A 14,798-nucleotide genomic window follows, 5' to 3' on the forward strand; every position below is an offset into this window, starting at 1 on the left:
GGGGCCCCGACGCAGGACCAGCCCGGACCCCGATCGGGGTCCGGGCTGGTCAGGCGATCAACGGCGCAGGCCGAGCCGCTCGATGAGGCTGCGGTAGCGGTTGATGTCGACCTTCTGCAGGTAGCCGAGCAGCCGGCGGCGCTGGCCGACCAGGAGCAGCAGCCCACGGCGGCTGTGGTGGTCGTGCTTGTGCGTCTTGAGGTGCTCGGTCAGGTCCTTGATGCGCTGCGTGAGCATCGCGATCTGGACCTCGGGGGAACCGGTGTCACCCTCGTGGGTGGCGTACTCGGTCATGATGGACTGCTTGGTGGCACTGTCGAGGGGCACGACTCTCCCGGTTTGTCTCGTTGCGCGGTGCTCCGGGGCAGGTCCACCCGGGCGCTCTCGGTCCGCGGCCGTTCTGACGGCTGTCCGAGTCTAGCAGCCGACCTCAGTCCTGCTGGTCGGCCTGGTCGGCGACGGGGCGCAGCACCCCGCGGACCCCCTCGACGTCCCGGTCCATCTGCTCGACGAGCTCGTCGACGGAGTCGAACCGCAGCGTCGGCCGGAGCCGCTCCACGAAGTCCAGCACGACCTCCTCGCCGTACAGGTCGAGGTCCGTGCGGTCGAGGACGTACGCCTCCACGCGGCGCTGGACCCCGTCGAAGGTGGGGTTCGTGCCGACGGAGACCGCGGCGGGCAGCACCGCGTCGGGCGCGCCCGGCTCGACGCCCGGTCGGCGGAGCCAGCCGGCGTACACGCCGTCCGCGGGCACCATGCCCGCCGAGTCCGGCGACAGGTTCGCCGTGGGGTACCCCAGGTCCCGGCCGCGCTTGTCGCCGTGCACGACCGTGCCGCGCATCCGGTGCGGCCGGCCCAGCACCCGCGCGGCCTGCCGGACGTCGCCCGCGGCGAGCAGCTCGCGCACCCACGTCGAGGACCAGCGCCGGCGCAGCGGGTCGGCCAGCGGGTCGGCCCCGCCGGCGCCCGCCGGGTCCTCGTCCCCGCCGTCGGGCGCGACGTCCTCGATGACCTCGACCGCGAAGCCGAACCGCTCCCCCAGCTCGACCATCGTCGCGAGGTCACCGGCGTTGCCCCGGCCGAACCGCACGTCCCGGCCCACCACGACGGTGCGCGCGCGCAGGCCCTCGACGAGGTACCGGCGGACGAACTCCTCGGCCGTCTGCTGCGCGAACTCCAGCGTGTAGGTGAGCAGGAGCACCGCGTCCAGGCCGGTCTGCTCGAGCAGCTCCAGGCGGTCGGTGTCGCCGGTGAGCAGCGGGGGCGCCTGCTCCGGCCGGTGCACCTGCTGGGGGTGCGGGGTGAACGTCACCGCCACCGACCGCGCGCCCGCCGCCCGGGCGTCCGCCACCATGCGGGTCAGCACCCCGACGTGACCGCGGTGCACCCCGTCGAAGTTGCCGACCGTCACCACCGACGGCCCGAAGTCCGCGGGGACCTGCGCCAGGTCCGTCCAGCGATGCACTCGCACTCCCGTCGGTCCGGCGCCTCGCGGCGCGCTCGGCGCGCCGCGGTCCCCCGCGGCGCGGGGACAAGCCTGCCACGCCGCGACCGGTGCCCCGGCCCGCGCGGCCTCAGGCCGACGCGGGGGCGAACACCAGGGCCGGGCGGGCGTGCGGCCCGCGGTCCTCGAGGAGCGCGACCAGCACGCCGTCGGGCGACAGCGCCGCGACGGTCACGCCCGCCCCGGCGCCGGTCGCCGGGATCCGCTGCCCGTAGGACAGCGCGCGGGTCTCGGCCTCGCTCAGCTCCCGGACGGGGAACGTCGCCCGGGCGGCGTCCGCCAGCGGCAGCGTGTCGAGCGGCACGTCGGCGGGCCACGAGTCGAGCTGCTCGAGGTCCCGCGCCACGTCGAGGCCGTAGCCGCCGACCCGGGTGCGGCGCAGCGCGGTGAGGTGACCGCCGACACCGAGGGCCCGCCCGAGGTCCCGCGCGAGGGCGCGGATGTACGTCCCCGACGAGCACACGACCGTGACGTCCACGTCGAGCGCGGCCGCCCCGGAGCCGTCCGCGTCCGGCACCGGACGCGCGTCGTGCACGTCGAACCGGGACACCGTCACGGGCCGGGCCGCGAGCTCGACGTCCTCGCCCGCGCGGACCCGCGCGTACGCGCGCTGCCCGTCGACCTTGATGGCGCTCACCGCGCTCGGCACCTGGCTGATCGCGCCGGTCAGGTCGGCGACGCCCGCGTCGAGCGCCGCGCGGGCCACCCCGGAGGCGTCCGTGCGCCCCAGCACCTCGCCCTCGGCGTCGTCCGTGGTGGTGGCCACGCCGAGCCGGATCGTCGCGGTGTACTCCTTGTCCGCGCCGACCACGTAGGTCAGCAGGCGGGTCGCCCGGCCGACCCCCAGGACGAGCACGCCGGTCGCCATCGGGTCGAGCGTGCCGGCGTGCCCGACCTTCCGGGTCCCGGCGAGCCCGCGGGCCTTCGCGACCACGTCGTGGCTGGTCCACCCGGCCGGCTTGTCGACGACCAGCAGGCCGTCGGGCGCGGTGGGCCGGCGGGGACGACGGGGCCGCTCCGGCGCGCTCATGCCGGGGTCCCGGCGCGGGACGCGATCTCGGCACCCGCCGCGGCGCCGGCCTCGACGCCGACGCACGCGAGCAGGGCGTCCAGCCCCCGGTCCTCGCGGACGTGCGCGAACGCGTCGGCGGCGAGCAGCACGTTGATCAGCATGCCGTCGGCGACGAACCGGCGCGCCACCTCGTCGAGCGCGGCGGACCGCTCCGCCTCGGTGAGGGCGGCGTCGTCCACCCCCTCGGGCAGCTCCACCCGCTCCCGGAACAAGGCGAACACCTCCCCGAGCGTGTGCCGGGCGGTGGTGCCGATCTGCGGGTCGGACGCGGCGGTGAACCCGTGCATCAGCACCCGCAGCAGGTCGCGGTCCGCCATCAGGGAGACGTAGGCCCGCCCGGTCCGGTCCGCCGCACCGGGCCCCGGCTCGACGGCGGACATCACCCCGATGATCCGCGTCGCCACACCGCGGTACAGGTCCAGGAACAGCTGCTGCTTCGACCCGAACAGCCGGATCACGTACGGCTGCGACACCCCGGCGGCGCGCGCGACCTGGTCGGTCGTCGTCCCCGCGTACCCGCCCTCGGCGAACACCGGCAGGGCGGCGGCGAGGATCTGCTCGCGCCGCTGCTCCCCCGACATCCGCGGGGCACGGGCGGTCGGCGACGGGGCCGGCGTCGGTCCCGTGGTGGCGGTGGGGTCGTCGGCAGTCACGGTTGACAGGTTATCAGCGGATAACTAGCGTCGCATCCACGAGTTATCAGTCGATGCATACAGGAGCCCGCCATGTCGACGCAGACCCCCGCACCGCCCTCACCGCCGGTGCCCGCGCGCGCCGCCACCGTCGCGCGCCCGGCCCGCCGCGCGGTCCCCGTGGCCGTGGCGCTGGTCGCCGCCTCGCTGCCCATGTTCATGGCGACGCTCGACAACCTCGTCGTGACCAGCGCGCTGCCCGTCCTGCAGAGCGAGCTCGGCGCCTCGATCACCGACCTGCAGTGGGTCGTGAACGCCTACACGCTGACGTTCGCCACGTTGATGATCGCCGCGGCCACGGTCGGCGACCGGTGGGGACGTCGCCGCACGTTCCTCGGCGGCATCGCCGTGTTCACGCTCGCCTCCGTCGGTGCCGCCCTGGCCGACTCCCCCGCCACGCTCATCGCGGCGCGCGCCGTCCAGGGCGTCGGCGCCGCGGCGGTCATGCCGCTGTCGCTCACCCTGCTCGCGGGTGCGGTGCCCGCGGCACGCCGGGCGATGGCGATCGGCGTCTGGGGCGGCGTCTCGGGGCTCGGCGTCGCGCTGGGGCCGGTGGTCGGCGGCGCGGTCGTCGAGGGCATCTCCTGGCAGGCGATGTTCTGGATCAACGTGCCCGTCGCGCTGGTGGCCGTGCCCCTGGTGCTCCGCGCCCTGCCGGAGCAGCGCGGGCGCGCGCAGCGCCTCGACCTGGTCGGGCTGCTGCTGGTCGGCACCGGCGTGCTCGGCGTGGTGTGGGGCGTCGTGCACGGCAACGAGGACGGCTGGACCTCGTTCGGCGTCCTCGGCCCGGTGCTGGCCGGGCTCGCGGCCCTCGCGCTCTTCGTCCGGCACCAGGCCCGCACGCCGTCCCCGCTGGTGCCCCTGCGGCTGTTCCGCGCCCGCAGCTTCGCCGTCGCCAACGTCACCGGCTTCGCGTTCTCGCTGGGCGTCTTCGGCGCGGTGTTCCTGCTCGCCCAGTACCTGCAGGTCGTCCAGGGCCACTCGCCGTTCGAGGCCGGCCTGCGCACGCTGCCGTGGACCGCGGCGCCGATGGTGTTCGCGCCGCTGGCCGGGATGCTCGCACCGCGGGTCGGCGTGCGACCGCTCCTCACCGGCGGGCTGGTCCTCCAGGCCGTCGGTCTGGTGTGGCTCGCGCTCGTCTCCACCGCCACCGGCGGCTACGGCGCGCTCGTCCCCGGGCTGCTGCTCGCCGGGATCGGCATGGGCCTGACCTTCGCGCCGAGCGCGACCGCCGTGCTGGCCGACATGGCGCCCGACGACCACGGGACCGCGTCCTCCACCAACTCCACCGTGCGGGAGATCGGCGTCGCGCTCGGCGTCGCGGTGCTGACCGCGGTGTTCCAGGCGGCCGACGGCGCGCTCACGCCCGACGCGTTCGCCGCCGGGCTCCGGCCCGCGGTGCTGGTGGGCGCCGGGGTCATCGCCGCCGCGGCGGTGGCGTCCCTGGCGATGCCGCGCCGCACGGGCCGCGCCCCGGCCCGCGCCTAGCCGACGGCGTCCGGCGACGAGGTCGTCACGACGGCACGAGGTCGTCACTCAGGAGTGACGACCTCGTGCCGTTCTGACGACCTCGCGGCAGCGCGGCGGTCGGGCGCGCGGTCAGCGACCGGCGCCCTCGTCGTCCGGCTCGTCCTCGTCGGCGTCGGCGGGCTTGCGGTACGGGTCCGCGTCGCCGGCGTACTGCGCCTGCTCCTGCAGCCGCGCGAGCTCCGCGTCCCGGCGCGCCGCCTCGAGCAGCGCGGCGTCCAGGTGCGCGGCGGTCTCCGGCACGGCGTCCAGGTGGAAGTCCAGCGAGGGCGTCAGCCGCACGCCGGTCTGCTTGCCGACCTCGGAGCGGATCAGGCCCTTGGCGCTCTCCAGCGCCTTGGCGCTGCCCGCGCGGTCGTCCTCGTCGCCGAGCACCGTGTAGAACACGTCGGCGTGCTGGAGGTCACCCGTGACGCGCACGTCGGTCACGGTCACGAAGCCCAGACGCGGGTCCTTGACGCGGGTGTCGATCATCTGCGCGACGATCTGCTGGATGCGGTCGGCGAGCTTGCGCGCCCGCGGGTGGTCCACCATGTCTGCTCCTCCATGAAGCCCGCACGGACGGCGGGCAGACGGCCGCGGGCCCACCCCCACGCACACCGGCGTGGGGGCAGACCCGCGGGTCACGCTGCTGGTCAGGCGCGAGGCTTCTCGCGCATCTCCCAGGTCTCGATGACGTCACCCTCGGTGAGGTCGTTGTACGACCCGAGGCCGATACCGCACTCGAAGCCCTCGCGGACCTCCGTGGCGTCGTCCTTGAACCGCTTGAGCGACTCGATGGTGAGGTTGTCGCCGATGACGTTGCCGTTCCGGAGCACCCGCGCCTTGGTGTTGCGACGGATCTCCCCGGACCGGACGATCGAGCCGGCGATGTTGCCGAACTTGGAGGAGCGGAACACCTCGCGCACCTCGGCGGTACCGAGCTGCACCTCCTCGTACTCCGGCTTGAGCATGCCCTTGAGGGCGGCCTCGACGTCGTCGATCGCCTGGTAGATGACCGAGTAGAACCGGACGTCCACGCCCTCGCGCTCGGCGAGGTCCTCCACCCGCTCCGCGTACTTGACGTTGAAGCCGATGATGATGGCGTTGTCGACCGTCGCGAGGTTGACGTCGTTCTGCGTGATGGCACCCACACCGCGGTGGATGACGCGCAGCTCGACCTCCTCGCCGACGTCGATCTTGAGCAGCGCGTCCTCCAGCGCCTCGACGGCACCGGACACGTCGCCCTTGAGGACCAGGTTGAGGGTCTCGACCTTGCCCTGCTGGAGCGCGAGCGTGAAGTCCTCGAGGCTGACGCGCTTGCGGCGCTTGGCCAGGAGGGCGGCGCGCTCGGCGGCCTCACGCTTCTCGGCGATCTGCCGCGCGGTCCGCTCGTCCGGCGCCACCAGGAAGGTGTCGCCGGCGCTCGGCACCGACGCCAGGCCGAGGACCAGCACCGGACGTGCCGGGCCCGCCTCGGTGACGTTCTCGCCGTGCTCGTCGAACATCGCCCGGACGCGGCCGTGGGCCGTGCCGGCGACGATCGCGTCACCGACGTGCAGCGTGCCGGACTGGACCAGGACGGTCGCGACGGCGCCGCGGCCCTTGTCCAGGTTCGCCTCGATGGCGACACCGCGGGCGTCCTTGTCGGGGTTGGCCCGCAGGTCGAGCGCGGCGTCCGCGGTCAGCAGGACGGCCTCGAGCAGCTCGTCGATGCCCATCCGCTGCTTGGCGGAGACGTCGACGAACATGGTGTCGCCGCCGTACTCCTCGGCCACCAGGTTGTACTCGGTGAGCTGCTGGCGGATCTTGGCGGGGTTGGCCCCCTCCTTGTCCACCTTGTTGACCGCGACCACGATCGGCACGTTCGCCGCCTGGGCGTGGTTCAGCGCCTCGATGGTCTGGGGCATCACGCCGTCGTCCGCCGCGACCACGAGGATCGCGATGTCCGTCACCTGCGCACCACGGGCACGCATGGCGGTGAACGCCTCGTGACCCGGGGTGTCGATGAACGTGATGGCCCGGTCCTGGCCCTCGTGCTCGGTCCGGACCTGGTAGGCACCGATGTGCTGGGTGATCCCGCCGGCCTCGCCCGCGACGACGTCCGTGGACCGGATGGCGTCGAGGAGCTTGGTCTTTCCGTGGTCGACGTGACCCATGACGGTGACGACCGGCGGACGCGGGAAGAGGTCCTCGTCGGACTCGCCCTCCAGCTCCGCGTCCAGGTCGATGTCGAAGGCCCCGAGCAGCTCGCGGTCCTCCTCCTCCGCCGAGACCATCTCCACGACGTAGCCGAGCTCGGTGGCCAGCGTGCCGAAGGTGTCCTCGTCGAGCGACTGCGTCGCCGTGGCCATCTCACCGAGGTGGAACAGCACGGTGACGAGCGAGGCCGGGTTGGCGTCGATCTTGTCGGCGAAGTCGTTCAGCGACGAGCCGTGGCGCAGGCGGACGACGGTCGTGCCGTTGCCGCGGGGCACCTGCACGCCGCCGAGCGACGGCGCCTGCATCTGCTCGAACTCCTGGCGCTTCGCCCGCTTCGACTTCCGCCCGCGGACGGGACGGCCACCGGCGCGACCGAACGCGCCCTGCGTCGAGCCACGACCACCGGCACCGGGACGGCCACCGCCGCCGGGACGGCCGGCGAAGCCGCCGCCGCCGCCACCGGGGCCACCGGGACGGCCACCGCCGCCGTAGCCGCCGCCACCGCCGCCACCGGGGCGACCGCCGCCACCCGGACGGGCCGGGCGCTCGCCCGGACGGCCGACGCCGCTCGCGGAGCGGCCGGGCATCATGCCGGGGTTGGGGCGGGGACCGCCGGGACGCGGCGCCGCGGGACGGGGACCGCCGGCCGAGGCGGCCGGGGCGTCGGTGCGGCGCTCGCCCGGGCGGGGCATGCCCTGCGACGGGGCGAACGGGTTGTTGCCCGGGCGCGGCGGACGCGGCCCGCCGGAGCGGGGCATGCCCTGCGGCGGGGCGAACGGGTTGTGGCGCGGGCGCGGCGGACGGGGCCAGCCGGAGCGGGGCATGCCCTGCGACGGGGCGAGCGGGTTGTTGCCCGGGCGCGGGGCGCCGGGACGTGCGCCACCGGGCCGCGGGGCCCGGGAGTCGCCACCCTGGTCGCCCGAGGGGCGGCCGGAGGACGGGCGCGGGGCCGGAGCCGCGGGACGGGCCGGACCGGGGCGCGCCGCGGGGGCGGCCGGGGCCGGGGTCGCCGAGGCGGCGGGTGCCGGCGCGGCGGGAGCCGCCGGAGCGGCCGGGGTCGCCGGACGCGGGGTCGCGGCGGGTGCCGACGCGGCCGGGGCCGGTGCGGCAGGAGCCGCGGGGGCGGCGGGGGCCGCAGGCGCCGCGCCAGGCGGCCGCGGCCGCCTGGCGCGGCGCGGGCGCCGGGGTCGCCGCAGGCGCGGCGGGGCGGGCGGCGGGCTTGGCGCCGCCACCTGCCGGGTAGGTGTCCCGCAGCTTGCGGACCACCGGCGGCTCGATCGTCGAGGACGCCGAACGCACGAACTCTCCGAGCTCGTTCAGCTTGGTCATGAGCGACTTGCTGTCGACTCCGAGCTCCTTGGCGAGCTCGTAGACGCGGACCTTGGCCACATCTCTCCCTGTCTCGGTCCGCCCGGACAGGGTCGGACCGTCGTTAGTGCTGGGTACTCATCGCTGGGTACTCATCGGTGCGTGCTCATCGGGCAGCCATCGGCTCTTCGACCCGCTTTCCCTGTTCGACGGTGCACATGCCACCCGGGCGGGTTGCCCTGGCGGCGACGGTCCTCCTCACACCCCGAGGTGCTGCCGGACCGCGGACGTGTCCAGCGACCCTGCGAGACGCAGGGCACGCGGGAACGCACGACGGCGTTCGGCGAGCTCGAGGCACCGAGGATCGGGGTGCAGCCACGCCCCCCGGCCCGGCAGCGCCCGGCGCACGTCGACCACGACCGCGGGATCTCCCGCGTCCGTCGTCGCCGCGACCACGCGCAGCAGGACCGACCTCGGACCGGTCGACCGGCACCCCACGCACGTGCGCACCGGACCCGCGACGGCCTCCGCAGCGGGATCCGCTGCGTGGGTGTCGGGGTGGCGCCTGCTCGGCGAGGAGAGCCGAGCGTCCGGCCCAGCCGAGTCCAGTCTAGCGCGCGGGCTCACCGGACTCGACCGGGACCTCGGCCCTCACCGTCGGCGGCGGGCGAGATCGCGGCCTCGGGGGCCTCGCCGGAGTCCGCCGGGGCCTCCTGGGCGTCGGACCGGATGTCGATGCGCCACCCCGTCAGCTTCGCCGCCAGGCGGGCGTTCTGGCCCTCCTTGCCGATCGCGAGCGACAGCTGGTAGTCGGGCACGACGACGCGGGCGGCGCGCGCCGCGGCGTCCACGACCGTGACGGACAGCACACGGGCCGGCGACAGCGCGTGCGCCACCATCTCGGCCGGGTCGTCCGAGTGGTCGACGATGTCGATCTTCTCGCCGTGCAGCTCCGCCATGACCGCGCGGACGCGGGCGCCGAGCGGGCCGATGCACGCGCCCTTGGCCCCGAGGCCCTGCACGTGCGACCGGACCGCCATCTTGGTGCGGTGGCCGGCCTCGCGGGCCAGCGCGGTGATCTCGACGTGGCCCTCGGCGACCTCCGGGACCTCCAGCTCGAAGAGCTTGCGCACCAGGTTCGGGTGCGTGCGGGACAGCGTGATCTGCGCGCCCTTGGAGCCGCGGGACACGTCCAGGACAAGCGCCCGGATCCGCTCGCCGTGCACGTACTCCTCGGTGGGCACCTGCTCGTGCGCCGGCAGCACCGCCTCGGTGCCGCCCACGTCCACCAGGACCACGCGCGGGTCCCGGCCCTGCTGGATGACGCCGCCGAGGACCTCGCCCTCCTTGCCGCGGAACTGCCCGAGCACCTGGTCGTCCTCGGCGTCGCGCAGCCGCTGGACGATCACCTGGCGGGCGGTCGCGGTGGCGATGCGGCCGAAGCCGGCCGGCGTGTCGTCGAACTCCGGGCCGGTCACCGTCGTCGTGGGCGGCACGGCGGTCACCGCGCCGTCGCTGTCCGCGCCCTCGGAGTCGGGCGCCGGGACCACGGTGCGCTCGCGCGCCCACACGGTCACGTGCCCGGTCCGCCGGTCCAGCTCGACCCGCGCGTCCTGCTGCGCGTCCGGCGTCCGGTGGTAGGCGGACAGCAGCGCCTGCTCGATGGCCGAGACCAGCACGTCCAGGCTGATGTCGCGCTCCCGCTCGATGAGCCGCAGCGCCTGCATGTCGATGTCCACGTCAGTCCTCCCGGCCGTCAGGCCCGTCCAGTGCGCCGTCCCCGGCGCCGGCGGCGTCCCCGCCCTTGTCCTTGACCATCTCGATCTCCACCCGGCCGCCGCGCACGTCCTGCAGCGGCACGCGCACCGGGTCGCCGGTCTTCGCGGGCCGGCCCTTGAGCCCCGGCGTCACCGGCGTCACCACCACGGCGTCGTCCGCGGCCCCCGCGTCCGCCCGCTCCACGTCGACCAGCCGCCCGGCCAGCGTCCCGCCGTCGGCGAGCGTCAGCACGACGAGGCGGCCGACGGCGCGCACGTAGTGCCGGCGGGCGGTCAGGGGCGCCTCGGCGCCCCGCGTGGAGACCTCGAGGGAGTAGGTGTCCGGCAGGCCGTCCAGGTCGTCCAGTGCCGCCGAGACGGAGCGCGAGACCTCCGCGACGCCGTCCAGGTCGAGCGCGTCCTCCGCGTCCTCGACCGCGTCGACCACGACGCGGACGACCGGCCGGCCGCCCTCGCGCGCCAGCTCGACGTCCTCCAGCCACAGCCCGGCGGTGGTCACCACCGGCTCGATGGTCTCCCGGATGCGCTGCGCACTCGTGGGCGCGGGCATGTTGACCTCCTGTGTCGGTCCTCGGTCGGGTGCGCCCGCCGTCGGGCGCACGCCCCACCGGGGACGTCGACGCTGTGTGGTTGTCGGGTCCTGCGCGTGGTGCGGCGCACGGCGACGGGCCGTGTGCTGCGACCAGCGTACTGACTCCCGCCGCGCGCACCCGACGTACGGCTCCCGGCCGGGCCGGCGTGGGAGGATCCGACCCGATGTCCACGGTCCCGCCCCGCGCCCCGCCCTCCGCGCCACCGGCTCGGCACCCGCCTGCTCGCGGGCGCGCTCGCGACGGTCGCCGCCGTGCTGCTGTCCGGCTGCGGGCTGCGCTGGGAAACCGACGCGCCGACGGAGCCCCGCCCGGACGCGGCGGAGACGGCCCGGCGCGCCGCCGTCGACGACGCCCTCGAGCTCGCGGACGCGGCGACCGAGGCGGCTGCGGGCGCCCCGGAGCCCGTCGCCGCGGTCCTCGCGCTGGTGCCCGCCGCGGCCGCCACGCACGTCGACGAGCTCGGCGGCGTCTACGACTCCGGCCTCGCGACCCCGACGCCGACCCCCACCGCCACGGCGACCGCGGCGCCGGCCACCCCGCCGACGTGCTGACCCTGCTGGGCACCGCCGCCTCCCGGGCGCGCGCCGACGCCCGGGACGCCGAGGACGCCGGGCGGGCGCGGCTGCTCGCCGCCGTGGCCGCCTCCCGGGCGCAGCTGGCCGAGCGGCTCGCCGCGGCGCTCGGCACGCCCGCACCGGCCGTCGACGCCGACCCCGACGACGCGGGAGCGGCCGGGGGCGGCGCGGCCGACGGCCCGGGGTCGGGCGACGGCTCCGCCGCGAGCCCCGCACCCTCGGGCTCGGCCTCCGGCTCCCCGGCCACCACGGACTCCCCCGCTCCCACGGAGCCCGCCGCCGCCGCCGGCAGCGACCTCGGCCGGACGACGCTCGTCGCGCTCGCCCTCGCCGAGGACCAGACCGGCTTCGGGTTCGAGGTCGCCGCCGCGCGCCTGTCCGGCGACGCCCGGGCCCTCGCGCGCGACTCGGCCCGCGCGCACCGCGCCGCCGCCACCGCGTGGGCCACGGCGGCCGGGGTCGCCGGCACCGCCGACGACCCCCGGCGGGTCACCTACGCGGTCGGCGGCGACCTCACCGGCGAGGCCGGCGTCCCGGCGTTCTGCGCGGGGCTGCTGAGCGACCTCGCGGCCGTGCACGCCGACGCCGTGCTGGAGACGTCCGCGGGCACGGCCGACCGGACCGCGGCCGTCGACGGCCTGCGCGCGGCGGCGGTCGAGGGCCTCGCGTGGGGCGCGGCGCCGTCGCCCCTGCCCGGGCTGCCCGCGCAGTGACGACGGCCTGAGCGCGACACGCTCAGGCGGCCGGCCTCAGCGCGCGAGCAGCCCGTCCACCAGCTCGGCCACCCGGTCGGCGGCGTCCGCGACCGGGACCTGCTCGGCCTGCGGCCCGCCCTCGACGGCCACCCGCGGCCGCACCTCGACCACGCCGTCCGCCAGGCCGCGCCCGACGACGACCGTCAGCGGCACGCCCAGGAGCTCCGCGTCGGCGAACTTCACGCCGGGCGAGACCTTCGGGCGGTCGTCGTACAGCACCTCGATGCCGCGGGACGACAGCGTCTGCGCCAGCGACTCGGCGGCCTCGAACACCGCCGCGTCCTTGCCGGTCGCGACGACGTGCACGTGCGCCGGTGCGACGCCCGCGGGCCACGCCAGGCCCCGGTCGTCGTGGTTCGCCTCGGCCAGCGCCGCCAGCACGCGGGTGACGCCGATGCCGTAGGAGCCCATCGTGACGACGACGGACTTGCCGTTCTGGTCGAGCACCGTCAGGCCGAGCGCCTGCGCGTACTTGCGGCCGAGGGCGAAGATGTGGCCGATCTCGATGCCGCGCGCGAGCTCCAGCGGGCCGGAGCCGTCGGGCGCGGGGTCGCCGGCGCGGACCTCGGCGGCCTCGACCGTGCCGTCGGCGGTGAAGTCCCGGCCGGCGACCAGGTCGAACACGTGCTTGCCGGGCTGGTTCGCGCCCGTGATCCACCGGGTGCCCGGCACGACGCGCGGGTCGAGCAGGTACCGCACGGCCGTCCGGCCCTCGGCGTCCACCGCGAGACCGTCCGGGTTGGGGCCGAGCGCCGCGGGGCCGATGTAGCCCTTGACGAGCTCGGGGTGCGCCGCGAAGTCCGCCTCGACGGCGGGCTCCACCTCGGCCGGGCTGACGGCCGCCTCCAGGCGCTTGAGGTCGACCTCGCGGTCGCCGGGCAGGCCGACGACGAGCAGCTCCCGCTCCCCCGTCGGGTGCACGAGCGCGAGCACGACGTTCTTCAGCGTGTCCGCGGCGGTCCAGAGGCGGTCGGGGCGCGCGAACCGCTCGTTCGCGACCGCGACCAGGGAGTCGATGGTCGGCGTGTCCGGGGTGTCCTCCACGTGCGCCGCGGGGGCGTCGTCGAACGGCAGCGCGTCCGGGACCACCGTCGTCACGGCCTCGACGTTGGCCGCGTAGCCGCCCGGCGAGCGCACGAACGTGTCCTCGCCGATGGCCATCGGCGCCAGGAACTCCTCGGAGCGCGAGCCGCCCATCGCCCCGGAGGTGGCTGCGACGATGACGTACTCCAGGCCGAGGCGGTCGAACACCCGCTGGTACGCCTCGCGCTGCGCCTGGTAGGAGGCCTCCAGGCCCGCGTCGTCGACGTCGAACGAGTACGCGTCCTTCATGACGAACTCGCGGCCGCGGATCAGCCCCGCGCGCGGGCGGGCCTCGTCGCGGTACTTCGTCTGGATCTGGTAGAGCGCCAGCGGCAGGTCCTTGTACGAGGAGTACAGGTCCTTGACCAGGAGCGTGAACATCTCCTCGTGCGTCGGCGCGAGCAGGTAGTCCGCCTCGCGACGGTCCTTCAGCCGGAAGATGTTCGGCCCGTACTCCGTCCAGCGGCCGGTCGCCTCGTACGGCTCCTTGGGCAGCAGCGCCGGGAAGTGCACCTCCTGGGCGCCCGCGGCGGCCATCTCGTCGCGCACGACCTGCTCCACCTTGCCCAGCACCCGCAGGCCCAGCGGCAGCCAGGTGTAGATCCCGGGGGCGGCGCGGCGGATGTAGCCGGCACGGACGAGCAGCCGGTGGCTGGCCACCTCCGCGTCGGCCGGGTCCTCGCGCAGGGTGCGGACGAACAGGGTGGACAGGCGTAGCAGCATGCCCCGCAGCCTAGTGGGCGGCGCGAGGAGGGCCGGGTGCGCCACGATGGGGGCATGCCCGAGCTGCCCGAGGTCGAGTCGCTGGCCGTGTTCCTGCGCGAGCGCGCCGTGGGGCGCACCGTCGCGGGAGTGGAGGTCGGCGCGATCAGCGCCCTGAAGACGTTCAGCCCCGCGCCCGCGGACCTGAAGGGCGGTGCCGTCGTGAGCGCCGACCGGCACGGGAAGTGGCTGGACCTCGGGGTGCGGCCGGCCGGCGGCGGCGACCCGCTGCACCTCGTGTTCCACCTGGCCCGGGCCGGGTGGCTGCGCTGGTCCGACGCGCTGTCCCCGACGCCCGTGCGGCCCGGCAAGTCCCCCCTGGCGCTGCGGGTGCGGCTCGACGACGGCTCCGGCTTCGACCTGACCGAGGCGGGCACCCGCAAGCGGCTCGCGGTCCACGTGGTGCGCGACCCGCGGGACGTGCCGCCGATCGCGACGCTCGGGGTCGAGCCGCTGTCGCCCGAGTTCACGCCCGAGCGACTCGGCGCGCTCATGCAGGCCCGCAACCAGCAGATCAAGGGCCTGCTGCGCGACCAGGGCACCATCGCCGGCATCGGCAACGCCTACTCCGACGAGATCCTGCTGGTCGCCCGCACCAGCCCCTTCGCGCTGACGCGGTCGTTCGACGCCGACCGGGTCGCGCGGCTGCACGCCGCCACCCTCGCGGTGCTCACCGAGGCGATCGCCGCCGCCGCGGGACGCCCCGCCGCCGAGCTCAAGGACGCCAAGCGCCGCGGGATGCGGGTGCACGGCCGCACCGGCGAGCCCTGCCCGGGCTGGGACGGCGTGCCGTGCGGGGACACCGTGCACGAGGTGTCGTTCGCCGACTCCTCGCTGCAGTACTGCCCCACCTGCCAGACCGGCGGCACCCCGCTGGCGGACCGGCGGATGTCCCGCCTGCTGCGCTGAGGCCCGCGGCGTTCACGGCTCGCGCACAGGATCCGGCCGGAGGCTGCACCTCCTCCGCC

13 protein-coding genes and 1 pseudogene are annotated in these 14,798 nt (G+C 75.9%); 4 read left to right on the plus strand and 10 right to left on the minus strand.

Annotation, left to right across the window (positions count from 1 at the left end; genetic code table 11):
- Positions 1–57: 57 nt before the first annotated feature.
- From rpsO to QNH85_RS07030, 4 genes are all read right to left on the minus strand, one after another.
- On the minus strand, positions 58–327 hold the full coding sequence (gene rpsO, locus QNH85_RS07015) for a 30S ribosomal protein S15 (protein WP_179685891.1): 270 nt from the start codon (positions 325–327) through the stop codon (positions 58–60).
- Between the two features lie 103 nt (positions 328–430).
- Positions 431–1,465: a bifunctional riboflavin kinase/FAD synthetase gene (locus QNH85_RS07020; RefSeq protein ID WP_282945477.1), complete on the minus strand. Its 1,035-nt coding sequence runs from the start codon at positions 1,463–1,465 to the stop codon at positions 431–433.
- A gap of 109 nt (positions 1,466–1,574) precedes the next feature.
- Positions 1,575–2,534, minus strand: coding sequence for a tRNA pseudouridine(55) synthase TruB (gene truB / locus QNH85_RS07025; RefSeq protein WP_282945478.1), 960 nt, complete (start codon positions 2,532–2,534; stop codon positions 1,575–1,577).
- On the minus strand, positions 2,531–3,229 hold the full coding sequence (locus QNH85_RS07030; RefSeq protein WP_282945479.1) for a TetR/AcrR family transcriptional regulator: 699 nt from the start codon (positions 3,227–3,229) through the stop codon (positions 2,531–2,533). Before QNH85_RS07030 ends, truB begins: the two co-directional genes overlap by 4 nt.
- Before the next feature lie 72 nt (positions 3,230–3,301).
- Here QNH85_RS07030 and QNH85_RS07035 point away from each other — a divergent pair, with 72 nt between their 5' ends.
- Entirely contained in the window at positions 3,302–4,756 is a 1,455-nt protein-coding gene (locus QNH85_RS07035) for an MFS transporter (protein ID WP_282945480.1), read from the plus strand.
- Between the two features lie 111 nt (positions 4,757–4,867).
- Here QNH85_RS07035 and rbfA read toward each other — a convergent pair whose 3' ends face one another.
- From rbfA to QNH85_RS07060, 5 genes and pseudogenes are all read right to left on the minus strand, one after another.
- Positions 4,868–5,329 carry a 30S ribosome-binding factor RbfA gene (gene rbfA / locus QNH85_RS07040; RefSeq protein WP_282945481.1) on the minus strand — a complete coding sequence of 154 codons (462 nt, stop codon included), beginning with the start codon at positions 5,327–5,329 and terminating at the stop codon, positions 4,868–4,870.
- A 101-nt stretch (positions 5,330–5,430) separates the two neighbouring features.
- Positions 5,431–8,365, minus strand: a pseudogene (gene infB / locus QNH85_RS07045) (translation initiation factor IF-2).
- Between the two features lie 177 nt (positions 8,366–8,542).
- Entirely contained in the window at positions 8,543–8,911 is a 369-nt protein-coding gene (locus QNH85_RS19935; RefSeq protein WP_346016298.1) for a YlxR family protein, read from the minus strand.
- Complete coding sequence (gene nusA, locus QNH85_RS07055) at positions 8,908–10,023, minus strand: transcription termination factor NusA (protein ID WP_282945483.1); 1,116 nt, start codon at positions 10,021–10,023, stop codon at positions 8,908–8,910. Before nusA ends, QNH85_RS19935 begins: the two co-directional genes overlap by 4 nt.
- Before the next feature lies 1 nt (position 10,024).
- Complete coding sequence (locus tag QNH85_RS07060) at positions 10,025–10,612, minus strand: ribosome maturation factor RimP (protein ID WP_282945484.1); 588 nt, start codon at positions 10,610–10,612, stop codon at positions 10,025–10,027.
- Between the two features lie 294 nt (positions 10,613–10,906).
- Here QNH85_RS07060 and QNH85_RS07065 point away from each other — a divergent pair, with 294 nt between their 5' ends.
- Together QNH85_RS07065 and QNH85_RS07070 are read left to right on the plus strand one after the other, a co-directional pair.
- Positions 10,907–11,206, plus strand: a complete 300-nt coding sequence (locus tag QNH85_RS07065) for a hypothetical protein (RefSeq protein WP_282945485.1) — start codon at positions 10,907–10,909, stop codon at positions 11,204–11,206.
- Complete coding sequence (locus QNH85_RS07070) at positions 11,200–11,943, plus strand: DUF4439 domain-containing protein (protein ID WP_282945486.1); 744 nt, start codon at positions 11,200–11,202, stop codon at positions 11,941–11,943. Before QNH85_RS07065 ends, QNH85_RS07070 begins: the two co-directional genes overlap by 7 nt.
- Positions 11,944–11,979: 36 nt before the next feature.
- Here QNH85_RS07070 and QNH85_RS07075 read toward each other — a convergent pair whose 3' ends face one another.
- Positions 11,980–13,791, minus strand: coding sequence for a proline--tRNA ligase (locus tag QNH85_RS07075; RefSeq protein WP_282945487.1), 1,812 nt, complete (start codon positions 13,789–13,791; stop codon positions 11,980–11,982).
- 54 nt (positions 13,792–13,845) lie between these two features.
- On the opposite strand from QNH85_RS07075, the gene QNH85_RS07080 reads away from it, so the two are divergent.
- Complete coding sequence (locus QNH85_RS07080) at positions 13,846–14,739, plus strand: DNA-formamidopyrimidine glycosylase family protein (RefSeq protein WP_282945488.1); 894 nt, start codon at positions 13,846–13,848, stop codon at positions 14,737–14,739.
- The last annotated feature ends 59 nt before the right edge of the window (positions 14,740–14,798 follow it).

The organism is Cellulomonas endometrii, assembly GCF_949769265.1.
GTDB lineage: Bacteria > Actinomycetota > Actinomycetes > Actinomycetales > Cellulomonadaceae > Cellulomonas > Cellulomonas endometrii.

Excerpts from the sequence above, each read along its gene's own strand:
- truB (WP_282945478.1), bottom strand. The coding sequence starts at position 2,534 with ATGAGCGCGCCGGAGCGGCCCCGTCGTCCCCGCCGGCCCACCGCGCCC.
- QNH85_RS07035 (WP_282945480.1), top strand. The coding sequence starts at position 3,302 with ATGTCGACGCAGACCCCCGCACCGCCCTCACCGCCGGTGCCCGCGCGC.
- rbfA (WP_282945481.1), bottom strand. The coding sequence starts at position 5,329 with ATGGTGGACCACCCGCGGGCGCGCAAGCTCGCCGACCGCATCCAGCAG.
- QNH85_RS07060 (WP_282945484.1), bottom strand. The coding sequence starts at position 10,612 with ATGCCCGCGCCCACGAGTGCGCAGCGCATCCGGGAGACCATCGAGCCG.
- QNH85_RS07075 (WP_282945487.1), bottom strand. The coding sequence starts at position 13,791 with ATGCTGCTACGCCTGTCCACCCTGTTCGTCCGCACCCTGCGCGAGGAC.
- QNH85_RS07080 (WP_282945488.1), top strand. The coding sequence starts at position 13,846 with ATGCCCGAGCTGCCCGAGGTCGAGTCGCTGGCCGTGTTCCTGCGCGAG.